The organism is Janthinobacterium agaricidamnosum (genome assembly GCF_003667705.1).
GTDB lineage: Bacteria > Pseudomonadota > Gammaproteobacteria > Burkholderiales > Burkholderiaceae_D > Janthinobacterium.
Genome location: NZ_CP033019.1, coordinates 3,705,889 through 3,727,214 on the forward strand (window position 1 = coordinate 3,705,889; position 21,326 = coordinate 3,727,214).

Annotated in this window: 22 protein-coding genes; 8 read left to right on the forward strand and 14 right to left on the reverse strand. The window is 64.3% G+C overall.

All coding sequences use genetic code 11. From position 1 onward, the window contains the following. Positions 1–221: 221 nt before the first annotated feature. From D9M09_RS16690 to D9M09_RS29110, 5 genes are all read right to left on the reverse strand, one after another. Positions 222–1,667, reverse strand: coding sequence for an efflux transporter outer membrane subunit (locus D9M09_RS16690; RefSeq protein WP_070219510.1), 1,446 nt, complete (start codon positions 1,665–1,667; stop codon positions 222–224). Positions 1,668–1,711: 44 nt separating this feature from the next. Then, the gene (locus tag D9M09_RS16695) at positions 1,712–4,912 is read right to left on the reverse strand and encodes an efflux RND transporter permease subunit (protein WP_121669926.1); all 3,201 of its coding nucleotides are present in this window, start codon (positions 4,910–4,912) and stop codon (positions 1,712–1,714) included. Positions 4,913–4,914: 2 nt separating this feature from the next. Continuing rightward, positions 4,915–6,168, reverse strand: coding sequence for an efflux RND transporter periplasmic adaptor subunit (locus tag D9M09_RS16700; protein ID WP_121669927.1), 1,254 nt, complete (start codon positions 6,166–6,168; stop codon positions 4,915–4,917). A gap of 271 nt (positions 6,169–6,439) precedes the next feature. Then, positions 6,440–7,300 carry an alpha/beta hydrolase gene (locus D9M09_RS16705; protein WP_121669928.1) on the reverse strand — a complete coding sequence of 287 codons (861 nt, stop codon included), beginning with the start codon at positions 7,298–7,300 and terminating at the stop codon, positions 6,440–6,442. Further along, on the reverse strand, positions 7,297–7,509 hold the full coding sequence (locus D9M09_RS29110) for a hypothetical protein (protein ID WP_162995731.1): 213 nt from the start codon (positions 7,507–7,509) through the stop codon (positions 7,297–7,299). Before D9M09_RS29110 ends, D9M09_RS16705 begins: the two co-directional genes overlap by 4 nt. 148 nt (positions 7,510–7,657) lie before the next feature. Between D9M09_RS29110 and D9M09_RS16710 the strand changes: the two genes are divergently transcribed. From D9M09_RS16710 to D9M09_RS16720, 3 genes are read left to right on the forward strand one after another with little or no spacing between them, the layout of a single operon-like run. Continuing rightward, positions 7,658–8,617, forward strand: coding sequence for a LysR family transcriptional regulator (locus D9M09_RS16710; protein ID WP_070219497.1), 960 nt, complete (start codon positions 7,658–7,660; stop codon positions 8,615–8,617). Continuing rightward, positions 8,614–9,603: a D-2-hydroxyacid dehydrogenase gene (locus D9M09_RS16715; protein ID WP_121669929.1), complete on the forward strand. Its 990-nt coding sequence runs from the start codon at positions 8,614–8,616 to the stop codon at positions 9,601–9,603. Before D9M09_RS16710 ends, D9M09_RS16715 begins: the two co-directional genes overlap by 4 nt. Continuing rightward, positions 9,600–10,055: a hypothetical protein gene (locus D9M09_RS16720; RefSeq protein ID WP_121669930.1), complete on the forward strand. Its 456-nt coding sequence runs from the start codon at positions 9,600–9,602 to the stop codon at positions 10,053–10,055. The genes D9M09_RS16715 and D9M09_RS16720 overlap by 4 nt, the downstream gene beginning before the upstream one ends. Positions 10,056–10,058: 3 nt before the next feature. Here the strand turns inward: D9M09_RS16720 and D9M09_RS16725 are convergent, their stop codons facing one another. The 7 genes from D9M09_RS16725 to D9M09_RS16755 all read right to left on the reverse strand — a co-directional run bounded on the left by D9M09_RS16725 (position 10,059) and on the right by D9M09_RS16755 (position 14,962). Then, positions 10,059–10,562, reverse strand: coding sequence for a DUF1993 family protein (locus tag D9M09_RS16725; RefSeq protein ID WP_240453400.1), 504 nt, complete (start codon positions 10,560–10,562; stop codon positions 10,059–10,061). 60 nt (positions 10,563–10,622) lie between these two features. Next, positions 10,623–11,504 (reverse strand): alpha/beta hydrolase family esterase, encoded by an 882-nt coding sequence (locus D9M09_RS16730; RefSeq protein ID WP_121671129.1) that lies wholly within the window; start codon positions 11,502–11,504, stop codon positions 10,623–10,625. A 75-nt stretch (positions 11,505–11,579) separates the two neighbouring features. Further along, complete coding sequence (locus tag D9M09_RS16735) at positions 11,580–12,803, reverse strand: sensor histidine kinase (protein ID WP_121671130.1); 1,224 nt, start codon at positions 12,801–12,803, stop codon at positions 11,580–11,582. Continuing rightward, positions 12,796–13,500: a response regulator transcription factor gene (locus tag D9M09_RS16740; RefSeq protein WP_099411469.1), complete on the reverse strand. Its 705-nt coding sequence runs from the start codon at positions 13,498–13,500 to the stop codon at positions 12,796–12,798. The genes D9M09_RS16735 and D9M09_RS16740 overlap by 8 nt, the downstream gene beginning before the upstream one ends. Next, positions 13,497–14,036, reverse strand: coding sequence for a GNAT family N-acetyltransferase (locus D9M09_RS16745; RefSeq protein ID WP_121669931.1), 540 nt, complete (start codon positions 14,034–14,036; stop codon positions 13,497–13,499). The genes D9M09_RS16740 and D9M09_RS16745 overlap by 4 nt, the downstream gene beginning before the upstream one ends. A gap of 18 nt (positions 14,037–14,054) precedes the next feature. Beyond that, on the reverse strand, positions 14,055–14,402 hold the full coding sequence (locus D9M09_RS16750) for an SMI1/KNR4 family protein (RefSeq protein WP_162995732.1): 348 nt from the start codon (positions 14,400–14,402) through the stop codon (positions 14,055–14,057). After that, the gene (locus D9M09_RS16755) at positions 14,399–14,962 is read right to left on the reverse strand and encodes a GNAT family N-acetyltransferase (protein ID WP_121669933.1); all 564 of its coding nucleotides are present in this window, start codon (positions 14,960–14,962) and stop codon (positions 14,399–14,401) included. Before D9M09_RS16755 ends, D9M09_RS16750 begins: the two co-directional genes overlap by 4 nt. A gap of 179 nt (positions 14,963–15,141) precedes the next feature. Here D9M09_RS16755 and D9M09_RS16760 point away from each other — a divergent pair, with 179 nt between their 5' ends. The 4 genes from D9M09_RS16760 to D9M09_RS16775 all read left to right on the forward strand — a co-directional run bounded on the left by D9M09_RS16760 (position 15,142) and on the right by D9M09_RS16775 (position 18,102). Further along, entirely contained in the window at positions 15,142–15,909 is a 768-nt protein-coding gene (locus D9M09_RS16760) for a CPBP family intramembrane glutamic endopeptidase (RefSeq protein ID WP_083293720.1), read from the forward strand. Between the two features lie 9 nt (positions 15,910–15,918). Next, positions 15,919–16,584 carry a hypothetical protein gene (locus D9M09_RS16765; protein WP_083293719.1) on the forward strand — a complete coding sequence of 222 codons (666 nt, stop codon included), beginning with the start codon at positions 15,919–15,921 and terminating at the stop codon, positions 16,582–16,584. A gap of 10 nt (positions 16,585–16,594) precedes the next feature. Further along, positions 16,595–17,401: a DUF6624 domain-containing protein gene (locus D9M09_RS16770; RefSeq protein ID WP_121669934.1), complete on the forward strand. Its 807-nt coding sequence runs from the start codon at positions 16,595–16,597 to the stop codon at positions 17,399–17,401. Between the two features lie 194 nt (positions 17,402–17,595). Continuing rightward, complete coding sequence (locus D9M09_RS16775) at positions 17,596–18,102, forward strand: AAA family ATPase (protein WP_121669935.1); 507 nt, start codon at positions 17,596–17,598, stop codon at positions 18,100–18,102. Here the strand turns inward: D9M09_RS16775 and D9M09_RS16780 are convergent. Together D9M09_RS16780 and D9M09_RS16785 are read right to left on the reverse strand one after the other, a co-directional pair. Beyond that, entirely contained in the window at positions 18,099–19,244 is a 1,146-nt protein-coding gene (locus D9M09_RS16780) for an alpha-hydroxy acid oxidase (protein ID WP_070289276.1), read from the reverse strand. The genes D9M09_RS16775 and D9M09_RS16780 overlap by 4 nt on opposite strands. A gap of 92 nt (positions 19,245–19,336) precedes the next feature. Continuing rightward, positions 19,337–20,296: a phytanoyl-CoA dioxygenase family protein gene (locus D9M09_RS16785; protein ID WP_121669936.1), complete on the reverse strand. Its 960-nt coding sequence runs from the start codon at positions 20,294–20,296 to the stop codon at positions 19,337–19,339. A gap of 115 nt (positions 20,297–20,411) precedes the next feature. On the opposite strand from D9M09_RS16785, the gene D9M09_RS16790 reads away from it, so the two are divergent. Next, positions 20,412–21,284, forward strand: a complete 873-nt coding sequence (locus D9M09_RS16790; protein ID WP_121669937.1) for a helix-turn-helix domain-containing protein — start codon at positions 20,412–20,414, stop codon at positions 21,282–21,284. Positions 21,285–21,326 lie beyond the last annotated feature (42 nt).

The window sequence follows — 21,326 nt, forward strand, 5'->3', positions numbered from 1 at the left end:
TCCTGAATGACTGCGTTTGCGTGATTGCAGGAGTATTTACGCGGCCTGTCCGCAAACGGATTCAACTGATTTTGCTGGTCTTGTCTGGATTGAGGGCGCGGGTGTTGTCGGCTTACGCGCTGCGCGCTAAGTCGACCTACGCTGCGTCAACGTCCGCGCATATAAAAAAACGGCGCCGTGCTGTGCACGACGCCGTTCTTGGCAGGCTTATCGCCGAGATACTAGTTGGCCGCGACTTGCGGCTCCGTCTCGCCCCAGCCGCCGCCCAGGGCGCGGATCAGCGCCACCGTGGTGACGGCGCGGTTGCCGCGCAGCTGCACGGCATTGCGCTCGATGGCCGCCAGGTTGCGCTGCGCGTCGAGCAGATCAAGGTAGCTGGAACGGCCCGCGTCGTACAGCTTTTGCGCCAGGTCGGCCGAGCGGCGCGCCGAGACGACGGCTTCGTCGATCTGCTGCGTCTGGCCCGACAGGATGCGCAGGCCGGCCAGGTTGTCTTCCACCTCGGCGAAGGCCACCAGCACGCTCTGGCGATACGTCGCCACCGATTCTTCCAGCTGCGCTTCGCTGCGGCTCACGGCCGCCTTGTTGCGGCCACCGTCGATGATGGGCATCGACATCAGGGCGCCCAGCAGCCAGGAGCGGCTGCTCCACTTGAAGATGTCCGAGAAGGTATCGGACGCGCCGCCGCCGGAAGCGTTCAGGCTCAAGGCGGGGAACATGGCCGACTTGGCCACGCCGATGCGCGCATTCGACGCTTCCATGGTGCGCTGCGCCGACGCGATGTCGGGACGGCGTTCCAGCAGGGACGACGGCATGCCGGCCGGGATCACGGGCAGGAAGCCGCTGTCCTGCAGGGGGTTGACGCCGGCCGTGAAGCTGGCGGCAGGTTTGCCCAGCAGGACGGCCAGCGCATGCTCGCTGGTGGCGCGCTGGCGCTGCAGGCCGATGGCTTCGGCGCGCACGGTCGACAGCTCCGTGCGGGCACGGGACAGGTCAAATTCGCCGATGTCGCCCAGGTCGTAACGGCGCTGGTTCACATGCACGCTCTCCTCGCGCAGGCGCACCGTCTGTTCCAGGGTCGCCAGTTCGGCGTCCGTGGCGCGCAGCTGGAAGTAGGTTTGCGCCACGTCGGCCTGCAAGGACAGCAGCACCGAGCGGTAAGTCGCTTCCACGGCCAGCGCATCGCTGCGCGAGGCGCTGACGTTCGATGCCACCCTGCCGAACAGATCGACTTCGTAGCTGGCCGTCAGGTTGGCCTGGTAGACGTTGGTCGCCGCCACCGGCGCGCCGTTCGGCAAGCCGAGCGACACGGCGGAAGCGCGGTTGCGCTGGCCGCCCACGTTCACGCCCACTTGCGGAATGCGGTCCGCTTCGGCGATGCCGGCAATCGCCCTCGCCTGCTTGACGCGGGCGGCGGCGACCGCCAGGTTGGCGTTCGCCTGCGTGGCCTCGTTGATCAGGCCAGTCAAAGCCGGATCATTGAACGCCAGCCACCACTCGCCGCGCGCCTGGCGCTCGGCCGGCACGCCCTGCTTCCAGCGCGTGCCGTCGGCTGCCGTCTGCACGGCAGGCAAGGTTTGTGCTTCCTTGAACGCCGCCGGCGTCTCGATCTGCGGCTGCTTGAACTCGGGCGCCGCGCAGGCGGCCAGCAGGACTGCGGCGGCCATGGCGCTCAAGACGGGCGCCGCGCGCCGGATGATTGCATTGGTTTTCAATATATATCTCCTTCCAGGTCCAGCGCTGGCGCGGCGACAGGCTTGGCGGCAGCGGCGGCTGGTTTTTTCTCAAAACGCTGCGCCAGGGTGCGCAGCAGTACGTAGAACACGGGCGTCAGGAACAGGCCGAAGAAGGTCACGCCCAGCATGCCGGCGAATACCGCCACGCCCATCGCATGGCGCATTTCCGAACCGGCGCCGTGCGAGAACACCAGGGGCACCACGCCCATGATGAAGGCGATCGACGTCATCAGGATCGGACGCAGACGCAGACGGCACGCTTCCAGCGCCGCTTGCACGACGGTGCGGCCATGCTCTTCCAGTTCGCGGGCAAATTCCACGATCAGGATGGCATTTTTTGATGCCAGCCCCACCAGCACGAACAGCGCGATCTGGGTGAACACGTTGTTGTCGCCGCCGGTCAATTTGACGCCCAACAGCGCGCAGAGGATCGACATCGGCACGATCAGGATCACGGCCAGCGGCAGGGTCCAGCTTTCATACTGGGCAGCGAGCACCAGGAACACCAGCAGCACGCACAGCGGGAAGACATAGATCATCGTATTGCCGGACAAGATGTCCTGGTAGGTCAGCTCCGTCCACTCATACGAAATCCCCTGCGGCAGCACTTCCTTGGCGATGCGCTCCAGCGCGACTTGCGCCTGGCCGCTCGATACGCCAGGGGCTGCGCCGCCGTTGAAATCGGCTGCGGCATAGGCGTTGTAGCGCTGCACGCGGTCAGGACCATAGCTGTCCTTGACGCGCATCAGCGACGACAGCGGGATCATCTCGCCCTTGTCATTGCGTACCTTCAGCTGCGCGATGTCCTGCGCATGCGAACGGAATGCCGCATCGGCCTGCACGCGCACTTGGTAGGTGCGGCCAAACTGGTTGAAGTCATTCACGTACAGCGAACCGAGGTTGATCTGCAAGGTCTGGTAAATCGTTTGCAGCTGCACGCCCATCTGCTTGGCTTTCACGCGGTCGACGTCGGCGAACAGCTGCGGCACGTTGATCTGGTAACCCGAGAACACGCCCGCCAGTTCCGGCGTCTGGTACGCTTTCGCGGCCAGTGCCTGGGTGGCGTTGTACAGCGCGTCGTAACCGAGGTTGCCGCGGTCTTCGATCATCATCTTGAAGCCGCCGATGGTACCGAGGCCGTTGACGGGCGGTGGCGGGAAGACCATGATGAAGGCGTCCTGGATACCGCCCAGGCGCTTGTTGATCTCGGCCGCGATGGCGCCGCCGGACAGCTCCTTGGTCGTACGCTCGTCGAACGGCTTCAGGGTGGCGAAGACGATGCCGGCGTTTGGCGCGTTGGTAAAGTCGTTGATCGACAGGCCGGGGAAGGCGATGGTCGATTCGACGCCCGGCACCGACTTGATGACGTCGGACATGCGGCGCACGACATCTTCCGTGCGGTCCAGCGAGGCGGCGTCAGGCAATTGCGCAAAGCCCACCAGGTATTGCTTGTCCTGCGCTGGCACGAAGCCGGCAGGCACAGACTTGAAGGTGAAGATGGCGGCAACGACCAGCAGCGCATACACGCCCAGCGAGGCGCTCTTGCGGCCCAACACGCCCTTCACGCCCGCTTCGTAGCGGTGCGAGGCGCGGCCGAAGAAGCGGTTGAACCAGGCGAAGAAGCGGCCGAAGACCATGTCCATGCCGCGCGTCAGCGCGTCTTTCGGCGCATCGTGCGGTTTCAGCAAAGCGGCCGACAGGGCCGGCGCCAGGGTCAGCGAGCTGAAAGCGGAGATCACGGTCGAAATGGCGATCGTCAGCGCGAACTGGCGATAGAACTCGCCCGACAGGCCGGGCACGAAGGCGATCGGCACGAACACGGCGCACAGCACCAGGGCGATGGCGACGATGGGACCGCTCACCTCTTTCATGGCCTGGATGGTGGCGTCGCGCGGCGACAGCCCTTCCTCGATGTTGCGCTCGACGTTTTCCACCACCACGATGGCGTCATCGACGACGATACCGATGGCCAGCACGAGGCCGAACAGCGACAGGGTGTTGATCGAGAAGCCGAAGCCCAGCATCACGGCAAAGGTACCGACGATCGACACGGGAACGGCCAGCAGCGGAATGATCGATGCGCGCCAGGTTTGCAGGAAGATGATCACCACCAGCACCACCAGGGCGATGGCCTCTAACAGGGTGTGGATCACGGCTTCGATGGACGAGCGCACGAATTGCGTCGGGTCGTACTCGATGCGGTATTCCACGCCTTGCGGGAAGTCTTTTTTCAGTTCGTCCATCTTGGCGCGCACGTCGGAAGACAGTTGCAGCGCGTTGGCATTCGGCGCTTCGAAAATACCCATGCCGACGGCCGGATTATTGTTCAGCAGCGAACGCAGCGAGTAGCTGTTGGCACCCATTTCCACGCGCGCCACATCCTTGAGGTGCGTCACGGCGCCGTCGGCATTGGTGCGCACGATGATGGCGCCGAATTCCTCGGGCGTCTGCAGACGACCCTGCGTGTTGACGGTCAGCTGGAAGTCCGAGTTCTTCGCTGGCGAGGCGCCGATCACGCCGGCAGCCACCTGCACGTTCTGCTCGCGGATCGCGTCGACGACGTCATTGGCCGTCATGCCGCGCGCCGCCACCTTTTGCGGGTCGAGCCAGATGCGCATCGCATAGTCGCCGGCGCCGAAGATCTGGATGTCGCCCATGCCGGGCAAACGGGCCAATTGGTCCTTGACGTTCAGCACCGCGTAGTTACGCAGGTACATATCGTCATAGCGCTTGTTCGGCGACACCAGGTGCACGACCATGGTCAGGTTGGGCGAGGACTTGACGGTCGTCACGCCGATCTGGCGCACTTCCTCGGGCAGGCGCGGCAAGGCGCGCTGCACGCGGTTCTGCACCTGCGTCTCGGCCTGCTCGACGTTGGTGCCGATCTTGAAGGTCACGGTCAGCATCATCGCGCCGTCGGACGTGTTTTGCGAGGACATGTAGAGCATGTTCTCGACGCCGTTGATCTGCTCTTCGAGCGGCGCGGCCACGGTTTCGGCGATCACTTTCGGATTGGCGCCCGGGTATTGCGCGCGCACCACCACGGATGGCGGCACGACGTCGGGATATTCGGAGATGGGCAGGCCGAATATCGACAGCAGCCCGGCCACGAATATGACGATCGACAGCACCCCCGCGAAAATCGGCTTGTCGATGAAAAAGCGGGAAAAATTCATGTTTATTCCTTGGAAGTCGATGCTGCTTTCGCGGCGATCTTGGCGTCTTTTGCTTCAGGTTTTGCGGGAGCGACGGGCGCGGTCGGGTCGAAATCCATCGCCACCATCTGCGGCGTCACGGGCGCGCCGGGGCGCACGCGCTGCAAGCCGTTGACGACGATTTTTTCGCCCGCTTTCAAGCCTTCTCGCACCACGCGCAAGCCGTCCGAGGTCGGGCCCAGCTTGACGGCGCGGTATTCGGCCTTGTTGTCGGCGCCCACCACGTAGACGTATTTGCGGCTTTGATCCGTGCCGACGGCGCGGTCGGAGATCAACAGCGCCGTGCTTTGCGCGTGCGGGCCGTTGCCGCCATCGAGCTGGATGCGCGCGAACAGGCCCGGCACCAGCTGGCGCTCGGCGTTGGCGAAGGTGGCGCGCATGCGCACGCTGCCCGTGGCCGGGTCGAGCTGGTTGTCGACGAATTCCAGCTTGCCTTCGTGCGGGAAGCCCGTTTCATTGGCCAGGCCCACCTTGACGGTGACGGGCGTGCCCTTTTGCGCCGTGCCGGCCACGCGCAGGTAGGTATCTTCATCGCCGTCGAAGCTGGCATAGATGCGGTCCGTCGACACCACCGACGTCAAAATGGCGGAAGCGTCGATCAGGTTGCCGACGGTGATTTCCGCCTTGCTGACGCGGCCGCTGATCGGCGCCTGCACCTGCGTGTACGACAGGTTCAGCCTGGCCGCTTCATACGCGGCTTGCGCCGAGCGGACATTCGCGTCCAGCTCTTTCAGACCCGAGGCCTTTTCGTCGAATTCGCGCTGGGCGATGGCTTTTTCGGCCAGCAGCTTTTCAGCGCGCGACAGTTCCAGCTTGGCCAGTTCCGCCTTGGCGCGGGCCGATGCGGCCGTGCCTTCGGCGCGCGACACTTCAGCCTGGAATGGGCGCGGATCGATGACGAACAGCACATCGCCCTTCTTCACTTCGCTGCCCGGCTTGAAGTTGACGGCCGTGATGAAGCCGCCGACGCGCGAGCGGATTTCCACGCGCTCGATCGCTTCCAGGCGGCCCGAGAATTCCTGCGTTTCCGTGATCTGTTTTTCAACGACGGCGGCGGCCGAGATGGGCGGGCCGCCGGCCGCTGGCGCGTCGGGCACCTTGCTATTGGCCGAATCGCAGCCGGCCAGGCTCACGGCCACCAGTCCCGCCAGCGCGAGCGAGGCCGCCAGGGGCTTGATGAGTGTACCTAAGGTGGAAAATTGTTGAACGTTTTTCATTTTATTTCCCTGTTTTATGAAAATTTCTAATGATATGGGCGGCAGGAAGCAACCCAGCTGAAAAAGTGAATGGTGGTGCCATGGCGCCCGACGGCGCTCGATCAAAGGTAAACAGGCCGCCAGCTGCTTGAAAGCGGACGGGGACGACGAAGCTGGCTGTGCGAACGCACAACGCAGACAGGAAGGGAACTACACTGCGTAGTGTAGCAACCGAAACTCAAAAAGTAAACTGATTAGTGTAAGTTTTTTTGCAGTGCCGCAGATGGCGGCTTTATGACTCGGGCTCCTGCCCCAGTCCGGCGACGAAACTGCTAATTTCGCTCAATACCTGCACCTTGCAGGCGCATTCATTACGGGCGGTCGCGTCTTGCAGCGGCGCGGCGGCCATGCGCCGCACGGTGGTCTTGATGCCGCAGGCGATCAATTTACTGCCGTATTGTTCAGCCTCGTCGCGCAATGGGTCATCTTCGCTGGACAAGATCAAGGCTGGCGGCAGGTTCTTCAGGCGGCTCGACTGCAATGGCGACGCGTACGGGTGGGTGCGGTCAGCGGCGTTCGGCAGGTAGCCGCGGTAGGCGGCGGCGCACTGGTCCGCCACTTCGGCCAGGTCCGGACAGGTCGGCAAGTGGCGCATCGAACAGGTCGACAGGCCGGGGTCGAGCATGGGCATGATCAGCACCTGGCCCGCGAGGGGCGGGCCGCCCCGGTCGCGCGACATCATCGCGCACACGGCAGCCAGGTTGGCGCCCGCTTCGATGCCCGACACCACCATCTGCTTGCCCGTCCAGCCCAGCTTGGACTTGTTCTTTTTCGCCCACAGCAGCACGGCATGCGCGTCTTCCACGGCGGCGGGGAATGGCCGCACCTTCGCCAGCGTATAGTTCGCGGCCAGCACCACGTGGTCGGGATTGCTCAGCACGAGGCAGCGCAGGAAGTCGTCCGCGTCGTCCAGGTCGCCGGCCACAAAGCCGCCGCCATGGAAGAAGACCATCAGGTTCGGCTGCTTGGCACCCGGCACGCCGGCCGTGTAGACGCGCGCGCCGAGCGCATCCTGCGCGCCCTGCACCTGGATGTCGCGTATCTTCAGCGCCTGGCCAGGTGCCAGTTCGGCCGTGGTGTCGGCAATGCTCATTGCGCCACCACCGGCTGCACCGCCACATCGCGTACCGCGTCGTTCAGGCACAACAGGGCGACGCCGCCCACTTCATGGGTCAGGGCGCTATAAGCGCTGGCTTCGCTTTGCGCCGCCAGCGAGTAGGCATCCGTCGATACCATCGCGGCCAGAGCGAGCAGGCTCGCCGCCAAGGCGAATACTGCAAAGTTTCCATTCCGATGACCCATGATGTTTCTCCTGTTGTACTTCCTGCGGCATCACATTTATGCTGCAGTACAACAACTCTAGACTTGATCTACAATCTGATAAAGAGTGCAATGCCGAATTGATTGTTCAGGATTCTGAATAATCACGAAGAAAGTGATAGGAAATCAAGTGAACAAGCTGCAAGCCATGGAAGTTTTCATCCAAGTCGTCGATGCGGGCGGTTTTACGCGCGCGGCGGAAAACATGCAGTTGCCCAAAGCCACCGTGTCGACCCTGATCCAGTCGCTGGAAGCGAGCCTGTCGGTCAAGTTGCTCAACCGCACCACGCGCCATGTCAGCATCACCTCCGACGGCGCCGCATATTACGAACGCTGCGTGCGCATCCTGTCGGACGTGCGCGAAGCCGAGGAATCGCTGTCGCGCACGCGATTGAGTCCCAGCGGACGGCTGCGCGTGGACGCGCCCACGGCCCTGGCCAGCGAACTGATCATCCCTGCCCTGCCCGACTTCTTCGCCCGCTACCCGGATATATCGCTGGAACTCGGCTGCAGCGACCGTCCCGTCGACCTGATCGAGGAAGGCGTCGACTGCGCCGTGCGCGGCGGCGAACTGGGCGATTTGAACCTGATCGCGCGCCGTGTCGGCGTACTGCATTTCATCACCTGTGCCGCGCCCGGCTACCTGGCGCGCTATGGCACGCCGCTGCACCCGAACGACCTGGCGCAGCACCGGGGCGTGAATTTTTTCTCCGCCAAGACGGGCAAGACCTTTGAATGGGATTTCACGCGCGCAGGCGAACGCATCCAGATGTCCATGCCCAGCCATATTGCCTTGAACGACTCGAACGCCTACGCGGCGGCCGGCCTGGCGGGCCTGGGCATCGTGCAAATGACGCATTTCATGCTTGCGCCCCTGATGGAACAGGGCAAAATGGTGGAATTGCTGGGCGATTGGGAATCCGACCCGTTGCCCATCCACGTGATCTATCCGCCCAACCGCCACCTGTCCGCCAAGGTGCGCGTGTTTGTCGAATGGGTCGCCGACATGTTTACCAACCACCCGGCCACGCAGCTGAAGGGCAAGAGCACCCTGCCCGCGCGTGCCGCCCTGACCGAGGCCCAGCCATGACCGCAGCAAGCACATCACCGCACCTGCACCTGCACCCGCACCGCATCGTCTTTCTCGACCGCGACAGCCTGATCGCCACCGTGCGCCCGCCCGCCTTCGCCCACGGCTGGGAAGAATATCCGCATACCAAGGGCAGCGAGCAGACGGTAGCCCGCCTGCAAGGCGCCAGCATCGCCATCACGAACAAGGTGCCGCTGCGCGCGGCCGAACTGGCGCAGCTGCCCGACCTGAAGATGATCGCCGTGGCCGCCACGGGCACGGATATCCTCGACCTGGCCGCCTGCCGCGCGCGGGGCATTATCGTCGCGAATATCCGCGACTATGCGCGCGCCACCGTGCCCGAGCACACGCTGGCCCTGATGCTGGCCCTGCGCCGCCAGCTGGTCGCCTACCGCGCGGACGTGGAAGCGGGCCTGTGGCAGAAGTCCGACCGCTTCTGCCTGTTCGGCCACCCGATCCGCGACCTGGCCGGCAGCCGCCTCGGTTTGCTCGGCTACGGCGCGCTGGGCAAGTCCGTGGCCCAGCTGGGACGCGCCTTCGGCATGCAGGTGATCGTCCACAACCGTTCCCCGATCCAGGAAGACGGCGTGCAGGAAGTGAGTTTTGATGAACTGCTGGCCAGCTCCGACGTGCTGAGCCTGCATCTGCCGCTGACGGACAAGACGCGCAACATCATCGGAGAGCAAGAGCTGGCGCGCATGCAGCCCACGTCGCTGCTGATCAACACGGCGCGGGGCGGCCTCGTCGATGAAGCGGCGCTGGCCGACGCATTGACCCGTGGCGTGATCGCCGGCGCCGGCTTCGACGTGCTGTCGAAGGAACCGCCGCCGCCCGACAACCCGCTGTTGAACTTGCGCCTGCCCAACTTCATCCTCACCCCGCACACGGCCTGGGCCAGCGGCGAGGCCATGCAAAAGCTGGCCGACATTCTGATCGGCAATATCGAAGCGTTCGAGCGCGGCGCTCCCGTGAACGTGGTGGCATGAGCGCCTTGCAGGAACTCGATGAACTGCTGGGGCTGGACGGCGACGAATACGACCGCCTCGACCTGTTCCAGGAGGCGGACGAACTGATCGGGCAACTGCGGACCGCCGACGTGCCCGCGCTGCTGGCCCTGTGGCCGCAGCGCGAGCCACGCTGGCAGCAGCGTTTCACGCAAGCGAGCGCTTCCATCGACGGCGCCGTGCTGCGCGCCCTGCTGGCCGGTTTGCTGCAGATCAAGGAGACGTGCCACGGCGTGTTCGAACTGATGTCGCGCCTGCCTGCGACAGCCGACGCCTCTGCGCTCAGCGACGCGCTGCTCGATTACGCCGAGCGAGCCTGGTATGCGGACCAGGGGCGGCACCGGCAAATCCAGATCAGCTGCTGGAGCTGCGGGCTGTCGGGCCGGCTGCTGAAGCGGCTGGGGCTGTCTGCCTGGAAGGATGCGGGGCTGTAGCCGCTACGGCGCGGCAGGCCGCTCGAATGAAAACCCGGGCGCATACGCGTGATAACCGTCGAAATCGCCCTTGCCAATGGCGGCACCTTGGCTGCGGGCAATCGCATACGCCATGCTGAAGTGAAAGTAGAAATTCGGCAGGATGTACAAATTCAAATACTCGCCGGCCGGCAGCGCGATGTCGGCAAAGCCGGCGCGGTCGCGGCAGATGCGGTCTGGCGGCCCGTCGAAGCGCTCTGCGGGAATCGCCTTGAGATAACGCATGGTCTGCGCGATCTGTTCCTGCAGGCTGGCGGCGGCGCTGAAATCGGCCACCTCCAGCCCCGCCAGCGGGCAGCAGCCGCGCAGCGAAAAGCTTACGGCTGCGCGCACTTGCTGGGCAAACGGCAGCATGTCCGGGTGCAGCCGCGTGGCCAGGATCTGCGGCTGGGCCTCGAGCTTGTCCAGCATGGCCGACAACTGACCCAGCGAGCGGCAAAAGATGGCGACGGGGTGGCTGTTCATCATTTCCTTGTGCAAGATTCACGATGACAAGAGTGTGCCACAGGCACCCGCGTCGCCGCAGCGTTATCGCCGGTGCTTGCTGAAAAATTCCCACATCACCTCGTTCGCATCGACGGCGCGCGTGGTCTTGCCGATGGGCAGGCCAACATTGAAAGCGTCGGCGCCCGGCCACGTGTGGCCGCCATCCTTGACGGTGAGCAAGGCCACCTTGGCGCCGCCCTCACCACTGCCCTGCTCCAGCCAGTTCACTTGCGTGGCGTCGCCCGCAGGACCAGGCATCAGGCGCGGCTGCGGCGTGGCGCCGTCGATGCCGTTGTGCCTGCGCCAGTAATCATACGTGCCTTCGGCCGACAGGTAGCTGGCGGCCTTGCCCTCAAACAGCACGACCTTGTCGGCCATGCCCTGTATCAGCAGCATGCCGACCTTGTCCTTCTGCTTGTGATGCTGGAGCACGGGTTCCGGCATGGGCGCGCCCACCGAGGCAACGGCGGCGAACTGTTGCGGCAGTTCCGCCGCCAGGCGCAGGGCAAAGAAACCGCCGCGCGACAGGCCCGTCGCATACACGCGCTTGTCATCGATGCGATAATCCTGTTTGAGTTTGCTCAATATCGCTTGCGTAAAGCCGACGTCATCGGTGCCTGCCAGGTAATCCATGCCGAAGCCCACGTTCCAGTCTTGCTTGATGCCTTGCGGATACACAACGATGAACCGGTGCCGCTCGGCCGCCTTGTTCATCTGCGTGTACAGCATCTGTTCCGCCATGCTCATGCCGCCGCCATGGAAATTGAAGACGACGGGAAAGGTCTGCTGGGGCTGGCTTTGATAAGCCTCCGGCGTATAGACGATGTAGCGGCGCTTTTCCTCATTGTGGACGAGGCTGCTCACTTGCGCCAGAACCGGGATGCTGGTGCACGCCAGCACCAGCAGGCTGATAAGAAACTTCATGCGGTTTTCTCCATTCATCAAGAGCTTGCAGCTTACGCAGGCGCCGGTGAAATCGCGGTGAAATCTCCCTGCTTTTTATCGTATCTGGAGGGGAATGATGTCGACGCGATAGTGCGCCTCGCCCGGATGGAAACGGATATCCCAGCGCATGGCCTGCGCCACGCGCCCCAGCAAGCTTTGTCCATGCGCAAATCCCTGGACGCGCCGCGGCTGCCCCGCCTGCACTGTATTGCTGATGCTCAGGCAACCTTGCGCAAACGCAATGTTGATGCGGCAAGCGGGGCCGCCATGGAACAGGGCATTCGCCAGGCAGTTATTGATGAGCAACATCGTCAACGGCGGGTTGCCGACAACCTCGAGGCGCTCGGGCAAGTCCAGGGTCAGCAGGCTGGCGTCCCACGGATGTTCGTCGAGCAGGCGCAGCAGGCATTGCTCGATGCAGGCGCGCAACTCGACCACCTGGCCAGGCAGCTGCTCGGCCCGCGCCAGCGCGAACAGCACCTCGATGGTGGCGCGCATGTCGTCGACACCCTGGCGCAGCTGGACCTGCCCATCTGCCGCCAGGGGCTGCGCGCCGGCCAGCGCCAGGCTGTTGTGCATCAAGGTCAGCGGCGTGCGCAGTTCGTGGCTGACGTCGCGCGCGAATGCCTGTTCGCGCCGCAACACCGTTTGCAGTTCGGCAAACGTGGTTTCCAGGCGGCGCGCCAGGAAACCGATCTCGTCGGGGCGATCGCGCTCGCTGAAATGGACGGCGCCGCCGGGCGCCAGCTGGCGCGCTTCCTGCGCCAATCTCTGCAAGGGCAGCACGAGGCGCCGCGCCAGCCAGTATGCCTGCAGCAAGGCCAGGGCGATCAGCGCCAGCGCCACGCCAGCGACGACACCGCCCACCTCCCGCACCAGGCGCTGCACTACCAGCACGGGTGCCACGTCGGCCAGCAGATACGCGCGCTGCGGCTGGCCGGCGGCAGCGAGGTCCAGCGCCAGCACGTGATAATGCTGGCCCGTCGTCGTAAACACTTCGCCGCGCGGGGCAGACGGCGGCACGTGTGCGCGCACGGCTTGAGGCAAATCAAGGTAGCGGCCATAAACCGTGATGAGGTCGCTGCCAGACGGCGTAAGCTCACCGTGCTGGCGCAAGCGCTGGCTGACCACCGCCGCTTCGCGCTCGAGCAGGCGCTGCACCAGCATGTCTTCCGTCACGTAGGCGATCACCAGCGCCAGGCCCGTGTAGCACAGGCACAGCAGGACGGTGAAGCCGGCCAGGGCCGCAAACAGGCGCTGCCGGATTGACCTAACCATCGCCGGCCGCCGCATCGAAGGCCAGGCGGTAGCCCAGCTGCGGGATGGTCACGAGTACACCCGCCGCGCCAAGCAACTCCAGTTGCTTGCGCAACGCGTAGATGTGCGATTTGAGGGCGTCACTGTCGGGCGGCTGGCTGCCCCACAGGGCTTGCAGCAAGGCCGAGCGCGACACGGCGTGCGGATGCTCGCGGCACAGCAGCAGCAAAATTTTAAAACCCGTCTGCGTCAACGGCAGCGGTACGTCGCCGACCAAGGCGCGCCCTGCGCGCGTCTGCAAGGTGAATGGGCCCACGCGCATTTCCTGATGCACGTGCAGCTGCTGCCGTCGCGCCAGCGCTTCGCAGCGCAAGGCCACTTCGCGCAAGTCGAAGGGCTTGGTCAGATAGTCGTCGGCGCCGTCGCGAAAGCCGCGTGCCTTGTCTTCATAAGAGTCGCGCGCCGTCAGCATCAGAATCGGCACATTGCTGGGCGCACTGGCCTTGATGGCGCGGCACACCTGCAAGCCATCGATATCGGGCAGGTTCAGGTCCAGCAGCACCACGTCATAAGTGTTGAGCGTGGCCAGCGCGACACCGAGCGCGCCCGTGCCCGCATGGTCGGTCTGCCAGCCCAGACCGTCGAGGAAATCCAATACCTGGCGCGCGATGGCCAGGTGGTCTTCCACCAGCAGGATGCTCAAGGGCGCTTTGCTCATGGAATACCGGCAAGGCGCGCATACAGCCAGAAGTTACCCGATCTTCCACGGATTTGCCGGTAGCAGCGCAGATAGCCTTCCCGCTCGAAAGCGCAGCGTTCGAGCACGCGCAGCGAACGTGCATTGCTTTCCAGCACGGTCGCCTGGATACGCAGCAAGCCCAGGCGTTGAAAACCCCAGTCCAGCATGGACTGGACGATGGACGTGGCCACGCCCTGCCCCCACACGACAGGAGAAAGATCGTAGGCAATCTCGGCTGTGCGGTGCTGCGGAGAAATGGCATTCAAGCCGATGGTACCCACCAGCTGGCCGCCGTCGCGCAGCACCACGGCCAGGCGCATGGACGAAGACGCGTCTGCCGACGCGTACTCATCGAAATTGGCCTGCAAGTCATCGATGGAATGCAAATCCCAGCTCGTGTGCTCGACGACGACAGGGTCGGCCAGGTAAGCATACCAGGCGGGCGCGTCGCTGCGTTCCAGCGGGCGCAAGGTCACGAGGGGATGGGTGGAACAGGGCAAGTCAGCCGGTTTCATCGTTTGCTCATGGAATAGTCAATCGACGGGGCAATCAGCGGCCAGCCAGGCCGCGAAATCATCGGCGGCCCGCTCGAAATCGCCGCGCTGCATCGAGCCATGGCCCACCAGGTACACGGCGCGGTCGCTCCCATCGAGGGCCAGCATGACGGCGCGCCCGCCGCTGTCGTCGCCGATGGTCATGTAGCCGGGGCAAAATTGCTGCGTCTCATACGTTTCATTGCGTTCCCGTAAGCTGTCCACGCCGTACAGCAATACCTGTTCGCCCCGCAGGCTCTCTTGCCCATCCTGCAGAAAACGCAGGTAATGCGCCGGCAAGGGGGCACCCAGCCAGCGTTCAAGCGCGTCGATCGCTTGCCCGCTCACGCGGCGCCCTTGCGCCGTGCTTCCCACTCGCGCCGCAGCAAGCCGTACAGTGCCGAATCGCTGACGTGGCCGCCGACGATCCAGCGCTCCGGCAAGAAGCCTTCCCTGTTAAAACCCTGGCGCTCGAGGGCGCTGGCCGAACCGGCGTTGAGCGGGTCGATATCGGCTTCCAGACGGTTCAGGTCGCGCTCGACGAAGGCGTACTCGATCAGCGCCGACAGCGCTTCGTGCATATAGCCACGACCCCAGTGCGGACGCGCCAGCGCGTAGCCGATCTCGGCGCGGCGGTTCTGGCGGTGCACGGAAAACAGCGTGCAGCTGCCCACATATTCGCCCGTCTGCTGCAGTTCGATGGCGAAGCGGAAGAACTCTTCGTTCTCGAAGGCGGCACTGTCCTCGGCGATCTGGCGCGCGGCGCGGCCGGCATCGTCCCAGGGCGGCTCGCTGAAATAGCGCATCACTTCGGGATCGGCATGCATGGCGAACAGGGCCGCCTCATCGGATGGCTGCGGCTTGCGCAGGATCAGGCGTTCGGTGGTGATGGTCTTGCTGTAAGTCATGGCGCTCCAGTCTGGCGGCAAACGGACGAATGCTTATTATTCCATGCAACTATAACGAAGTGGCAATTTTGTGACAGTGCTTTTAATGTAATATGGCAATATTTAGACCATATCATTGATGCAACTTCATGATCCGCTCATGCACGCAGTAAAACACGCAGCCAACACCGAAGCCGACCATGTCCATCCCTAAAATCCACCTCACCATGCCGCTTGCCCTGGGCGCACTGGCCGTCTGGCTGGGCTTGAGCATGGGCGGCCGCTGGCTGGAATCGGCCGGCTACGCCTTGCCGGGCGCCGCCGTCACCGGCCGTATCGGCCTGTCGTGGGCGCTGGCCGCCCTGTTCGCGCTGGCGCTGCTGCTGGCATCCAGCCGGCCCCGCGAAGCGGGCCTGTGCGCGCCGCAGCCATGGAAAAGCACGTGGCTGGTCTGGCCGCCCCTGCTGTATGCGCTGCTGATGCTGTTGCTGGCCTGGGCCGGCGGCTGGCCGCAGCCGCGCGTGCTGCTGATCGTCGCGTGCAATGCGGCGCTGGTGGCCGTCTCGGAAGAACTGATGTTCCGCGCCATCTTGCTGCAAGGCATGCTGGACCGCTACGCCGTCTGGCCCGCCGTATTGCTTTCCTCGGCGTTGTTCGGCCTGGCCCATACGGCCAACGGCCTGGCCACGGGCGACGTCAGCGGCGCCTTGTGGCAAGCCGTGGCCGCCACCTTGCAGGGCGTCGGCTACGCGGCCATCCGCCTGCGCACCCGCTCCATCTGGCCCATGGTGCTCGTGCATGGACTGTGGGATTACGCGCTGGTGACGGCCACCTTGCCGCACCCGGCCGAAGATGGCGCATCGATCCTGCCATATATCGCCCTGCTGGCCGTGCTGCCCCTGTGCCTGTACGGCGTCTACCTGCTGCGCCCCAGCCAGCGGGCGGTCATATATCAACTGCAACGATAAGGAATGTGCATGGCGTTTTTTTCACGTGATTACGAGGTATTCCTGCTGCTGGCCGCGCCCAATGCCATACCGCTATGGGATGCGGCGCAATGGACGCCGTTCGCCGCCAGCCTCGACGGCCTGATGGCGCAGGCTGGCGCGAGGGGCAAGGCCGCCGTGCGCAGCCATCAATACAATCCCAAGGGCAAGCCGATTCCCTTTGGCCGCCTGGGCTGGGACGCCAAATCGCACGCGAAGTGGACGCACACGCCGGCCACGACGCAAGCGCGCTTCATGAGCCTGGAAGCGTGGGCGCCCACCTGGACCGTCTGCGAAAAGGACGACCAGGCGCCCGACGTATTCCTCGCCCTGGCCAACGAATCGCTGCTGGGACTGGCAGGCAAGCCCTTGCAGTTCAGCCAGCGCCTGGTGTGCGCCATCGCCACGGACATGGGCCCGGAAGCGGCCGCCACCTTGCGGCAAGCGCTGGCGCAACTGGCCGCCCGGCAAGACGCCGTCGTCTTCGCCCACACGCGCCGCCAGTGGGGCCGCGCCTCGTCGTACGGCGGTTTCACGGGTGCCATCCAGGACATGCTGATCGGCGGCCTGTTCCGGCAGGACGACCCGCATGCGCGGCCGTTCGATGACACCGCGTTCCAGGATGTGTGGAGCAAACTCGACATCCACCATGCATGAACGCACTCCCATGCCACGTCTGACCTGCGCCATCCTGCTGTGCTGGAGCGTCCATGCGGGCGCCTTTGAGCTGAGCGGCATTATCCGCAGCAATGGAACGCCGCTGCCGCAAGCCATCAGCATCGTTGCCGAGCGCATGCACGGCGAGCCGCAGATACATGGCACGGTCGAAAATGGCCGCTACCGCATTGATGTACCGGAAGGTGCCACCCTGGCACTGCTTTTGCAATCGCCCGGCTGGGAAGCGGAACCCAAGCTCATCTTCAGCGTGGCCACGGCGGGCGCGCTGGACTTCCTGCTGTATCCGGCCGCGGTGCCCGAGGCGGCGCTGGCAGCCGAATTGCGGACCATGGAACAGGAAGACCAGTCCCTGCGCGCGGGATTCCCGCCAACGGGGCCGGACCTGGCCACGCGCCAGCGCATGCTGGCCACGGATAAGGCACGCGAGCAACGCTTGCGGCACATCATCGCCAGCAAGGGCTGGCCCACGCAAACGATGGTCGGCTACAAGGCGGCGGGCAGCGCCTGGCTGATCGCCCAGCATGGTTCCAGTGCCTTCCTCAAAAGCAGCCTGGTCCTGATGCGCGCAGCAGCGGCACGGGGAGAGATCACGCCCTCGAAGCTGGCACTGGCGATCGACCGCGACTTGAGCAATGACAAGCTGCCGCAGCTGTACGGCAGCCAGTTCCGCACGGATAGCACCGGCAAGACGGTGCCCTTCCCCATCGACGATCCGCAGCGCCTGGAGCAGCGCCGCGCCAGCATGGGCATGGAACCGTATGCGCAGTACCGGCAGTTATTCGAAAAGGACAATTGACAACGCCAACCGTCGCATGGCATCGTTGCGCCATGCCATCGCCATTCCCGCCCCTGCCATCGATTATTGCCGCCATTTCACACATGGTGGCTGGACAGGAATGACATTGACCAAGCCGCCTGCAAGGCGGCTTTGATCGGCAACAAACAATCAAGACGTCTCGCAGGCTTTGTTTTCACTTTCAGCGAGCGACCATGCACACCACTTCCAGCACCCCGGTTACCCCCACCCTGCACCTCGTGTGCGGCAAGATTGCCTCGGGCAAATCCATCTTGACCAGCCAGCTTGCGCAAGCGCCGCATACCGTGCGCATCAGCGAAGACACCCTGCTGGCGCAGCTGTATCCGGGCCAGATCGCCAGCCTGGCCGACTATGTGGCCTGCGCGGCGCGGCTGCGCGCGGCCATCGCGCCTCTGGCCATGCAAATGCTGCGGGCGGGCGTGTCCGTCGTGCTCGATTTCCCCGCGAATACGCCCGCCAGCCGCGCCTGGATGCGCGAGCTGTTCCAGCAGGCGGGCGTGCCGCACGTGCTGCACTACCTCGACGTGAAGGATGAGGAATGCAAGGCGCGCTTGCACCGGCGCAATGACAGCGGCTTGCACCCGTTCTCCACCAGCGACGCGCAATTTGATGAAATCACGCGCCACTTCACGCCGCCCGACGCCTCGGAAGGCTTTGATATCGTGCGGATTGCCGCTTAAAACGTCCCCGGCAGCAGGATTTTCTTGTCCACCTGCTGCAGGTCGCGCAAGCCGCAAAACGCCATCGTCAGATCGAGTTCATTGCGGATGATATCCAGGCATTTGGTCACGCCCGGGCCGCCCATGGCACCCAGGCCATATAAGAATGGGCGGCCGATGTAGACGCCTTTCGCGCCCAAGGCCACGGCCTTGATCACGTCCTGGCCCGAGCGGATGCCGCCGTCCATGTGCACTTCGATCTGGCTGCCGACGGCGTCGACGATGGCGGGCAAGGCTTCGATCGACGATTGCGCGCCATCGAGCTGGCGCCCGCCGTGGTTCGAGACGATCAGCGCGTCGGCGCCGCTGTTGACGGCCAGGCGCGCGTCTTCGGGGTCCATGATGCCCTTGATGATCAGTTTTCCGCCCCAGCGCTGCTTGATCCATTCCACGTCCGCCCACGACAGGCTCAGGTCGAACTGCTGCTGCGTCCAGGCCGACAGCGACGACATGTCGGACACGGACGTGGCGTGGCCGACGATGTTGCCGAAGCCGCGGCGTTTCGTGCCCAGCATGCCCGCCACCCAGCGCGGCTTGGTGGCCATGTTGAGGATGTTCGGTATGGTCAGTTTCGGCGGCGCCGACAGGCCGTTGCGCAAGTCCTTGTGGCGCTGGCCCAGCACCTGCAAGTCCAGCGTCAATACGAGCGCGCCGCACTTGGCCGCCTTGGCGCGGTCGATCAGGCGGTTGATGAATTCGCGGTCTTTCATCACGTACAACTGGAACCAGAACGGTTTGCTCGTGTTCGCCGCCACGTCCTCGATCGAGCAAATGCTCATGGTCGACAGGGTGAACGGCACGCCGAAGCGCTCGGCCGCCTGGGCCGCGAGGATTTCGCCATCCGCATGCTGCATGCCCGTCAAGCCCGTGGGCGACAGGGCCACCGGCATCGAGACGGCCTGCCCCACCATGGTCGAGGCCAGGCTGCGGTTTTCCAGGTTGACGGCCACGCGCTGGCGGAATTTGATCTTGGCAAAATCGCTGTTGTTGGCGCGGTACGTCGATTCCGTCCAGGAGCCGGAATCGGCGTAGTCGTAAAACATGCGTGGCACCCGTTTCTGGGCCAGCACGCGCAAGTCTTCGATGCAGGTGATGATACTCATGCGTTTCCTCGGTCGATGGCTAGTCAGGCCATGATCGTGCATTTGCCGGTAATTGTCTATCCGGCAGGCAAGCCTGCCGGATGGCGCTTCGCTTACCAGTCGCGCGCGCCGAGGATCTGCTCGCCCAGCGCAGTCAGGCGCGCCTGCGGGTAGCGCAGCTTTTCCTTGTCCTCGGGGTCGCCGGGAAACGCGTAGCCCTGCGGCGCGCTGCGTTCGCGCCAGCTTTGCACCCTCCAGTCGCGCAAGGCCTGGTTGTCTTGCTGGGCGGGCGTAAAGGAAATGTATTGCGCCAGCCGCACCTGGTCCGTCGACGTGTTCGGGCGGATGCCATGCGCCAGCAGGCTGTTGAAGATCAGCAGTTCTCCCTTCTTCATGGCGATGAATTCCATCGGGTACGGCACCGTCGCCAGGTCCGGCTGCCACGGGTTGCGATCCGCCGGCACGGTCTTGCGCCATGCGAGCAAGTTGTTGAACAGCTCCGGATAGCACTGGAAACCGCCGCTCTCGGGCGAGGTGTCGGACAGGGCCAGCACGCCCTGCACGTTGACGGGCAGCGGGTCGAGCGTGGTGTCGGCATCCCAGTGGATGAAACCGCCAAACTTACGCTTGCCATGGTTGGGCGTGTTCAGGTTGGCGCGGTCGATCGTCACCCACAAATCCTGACGGTCCCAGATGTCGACGAAGGCGTCGTAGACGCGCGGGGTCTGGCGGTTATCCCACAGGGTCTGGTTGTGATAGGCCTCGACCATGCCGGAGCCGTTGAGTTCCTTCATCGCGTGATCGCGCAATTGCTCCCGGTTCCAGGTGGCGGGGTCATGCTGGTCGAGTCCCTGGAATTCCCACAGGAAATCTGTCGTGCGCCGCACTTGCTCGGGCGACACCGCATCCTTGACGATGACGTAGCCATAGGTTTGCCAGTGCAGGAAATCGCTGGCGGACAGCACGCGCAGGGGCAGCTGTTTTTGTATGTCGCGCAGCTGGGTCTGTTCCGTGTAGGCCACGGACGGGTTGCCGGGACGGTCTTCGCCGTATTGATATCGATCTTCTTGCATCGCTGTCTCCTGTGTTGGTGTGAGAAAGATTGTGCGATGGCATGGCAGGCTGAAATGCGCGCCAAGCGGCCAATACTGATACTATCCTGACTATTCATACGCTTCAAACGTCACAATGACGCCTTTATTCGAACAAGTCACGATACCGGCGGGCCACTCCTGGGGCTTGCTGTGGCGCGAACTCGACACTATTCCCTTCATCTGGCATTACCACCCGCAGTTCGAGCTGACCCTGACGGTCAATGCGCGGGGGCAGCGCTACATCGGCGACCACCTGGGCGACTTCGAACCGGGCGACCTGGTGCTGCTGGGACCGAATTTGCCGCACACATGGTCGGCCAGCGAGCGCATCGATAGCAGCCAGCCGATGCTGGCCGTCGTCGTATGGTTTTCATTGGAATGGCTGGAGCGGCTGGCGGCCTGCTTTCCGGAATTGCACAGCTTGCGGCAACTGGCGGCCCGCGCCGGCCCGGCCCTGCATTTTTCGCCGCGGACGAGCGCGCGCAGCGCTGATAAACTGCTGCAACTGAACGCCCTGCCCGTGCCGCAGCGCTTGCCGCTGCTGCTCGACGTGCTGCTGGACCTGGCGGGCGATACGGGCGCGCGGCCGCTGGCCTCGACGGCGCAGGCGCCGCTGCCCGATGGGCAGCAAAAACGCATGGCCGGCGTGTTCGATTTCATGCACGCGCATTTTCGGGAAGAGATCGCACTGGAAACCCTGGCGCAGCGGGCGGCCCTGTCGCTGGGCGCGTTTCACCGCTGCTTCAAACGCCACGCGCATTGCACGCCGGGCGAGTACCTGGCGCGTCTGCGCATCGGCCGCGCCTGCCAACAGCTGATCGAGAGCAATCTCGCCATCGCCGTCATCGCGCAAGAGGCAGGCTACCGCAACCTCGCGCATTTCAACCGCCAGTTCCGCGCCGCCAAGCACGTCACGCCGCGCGCGTTTCGCCTGCAGTACCGGCGCGGCGTCAAAGACCCATCGTAAATCCGTTCGGAAACGAAAAAGGGGATCAGATTTTACAATCTG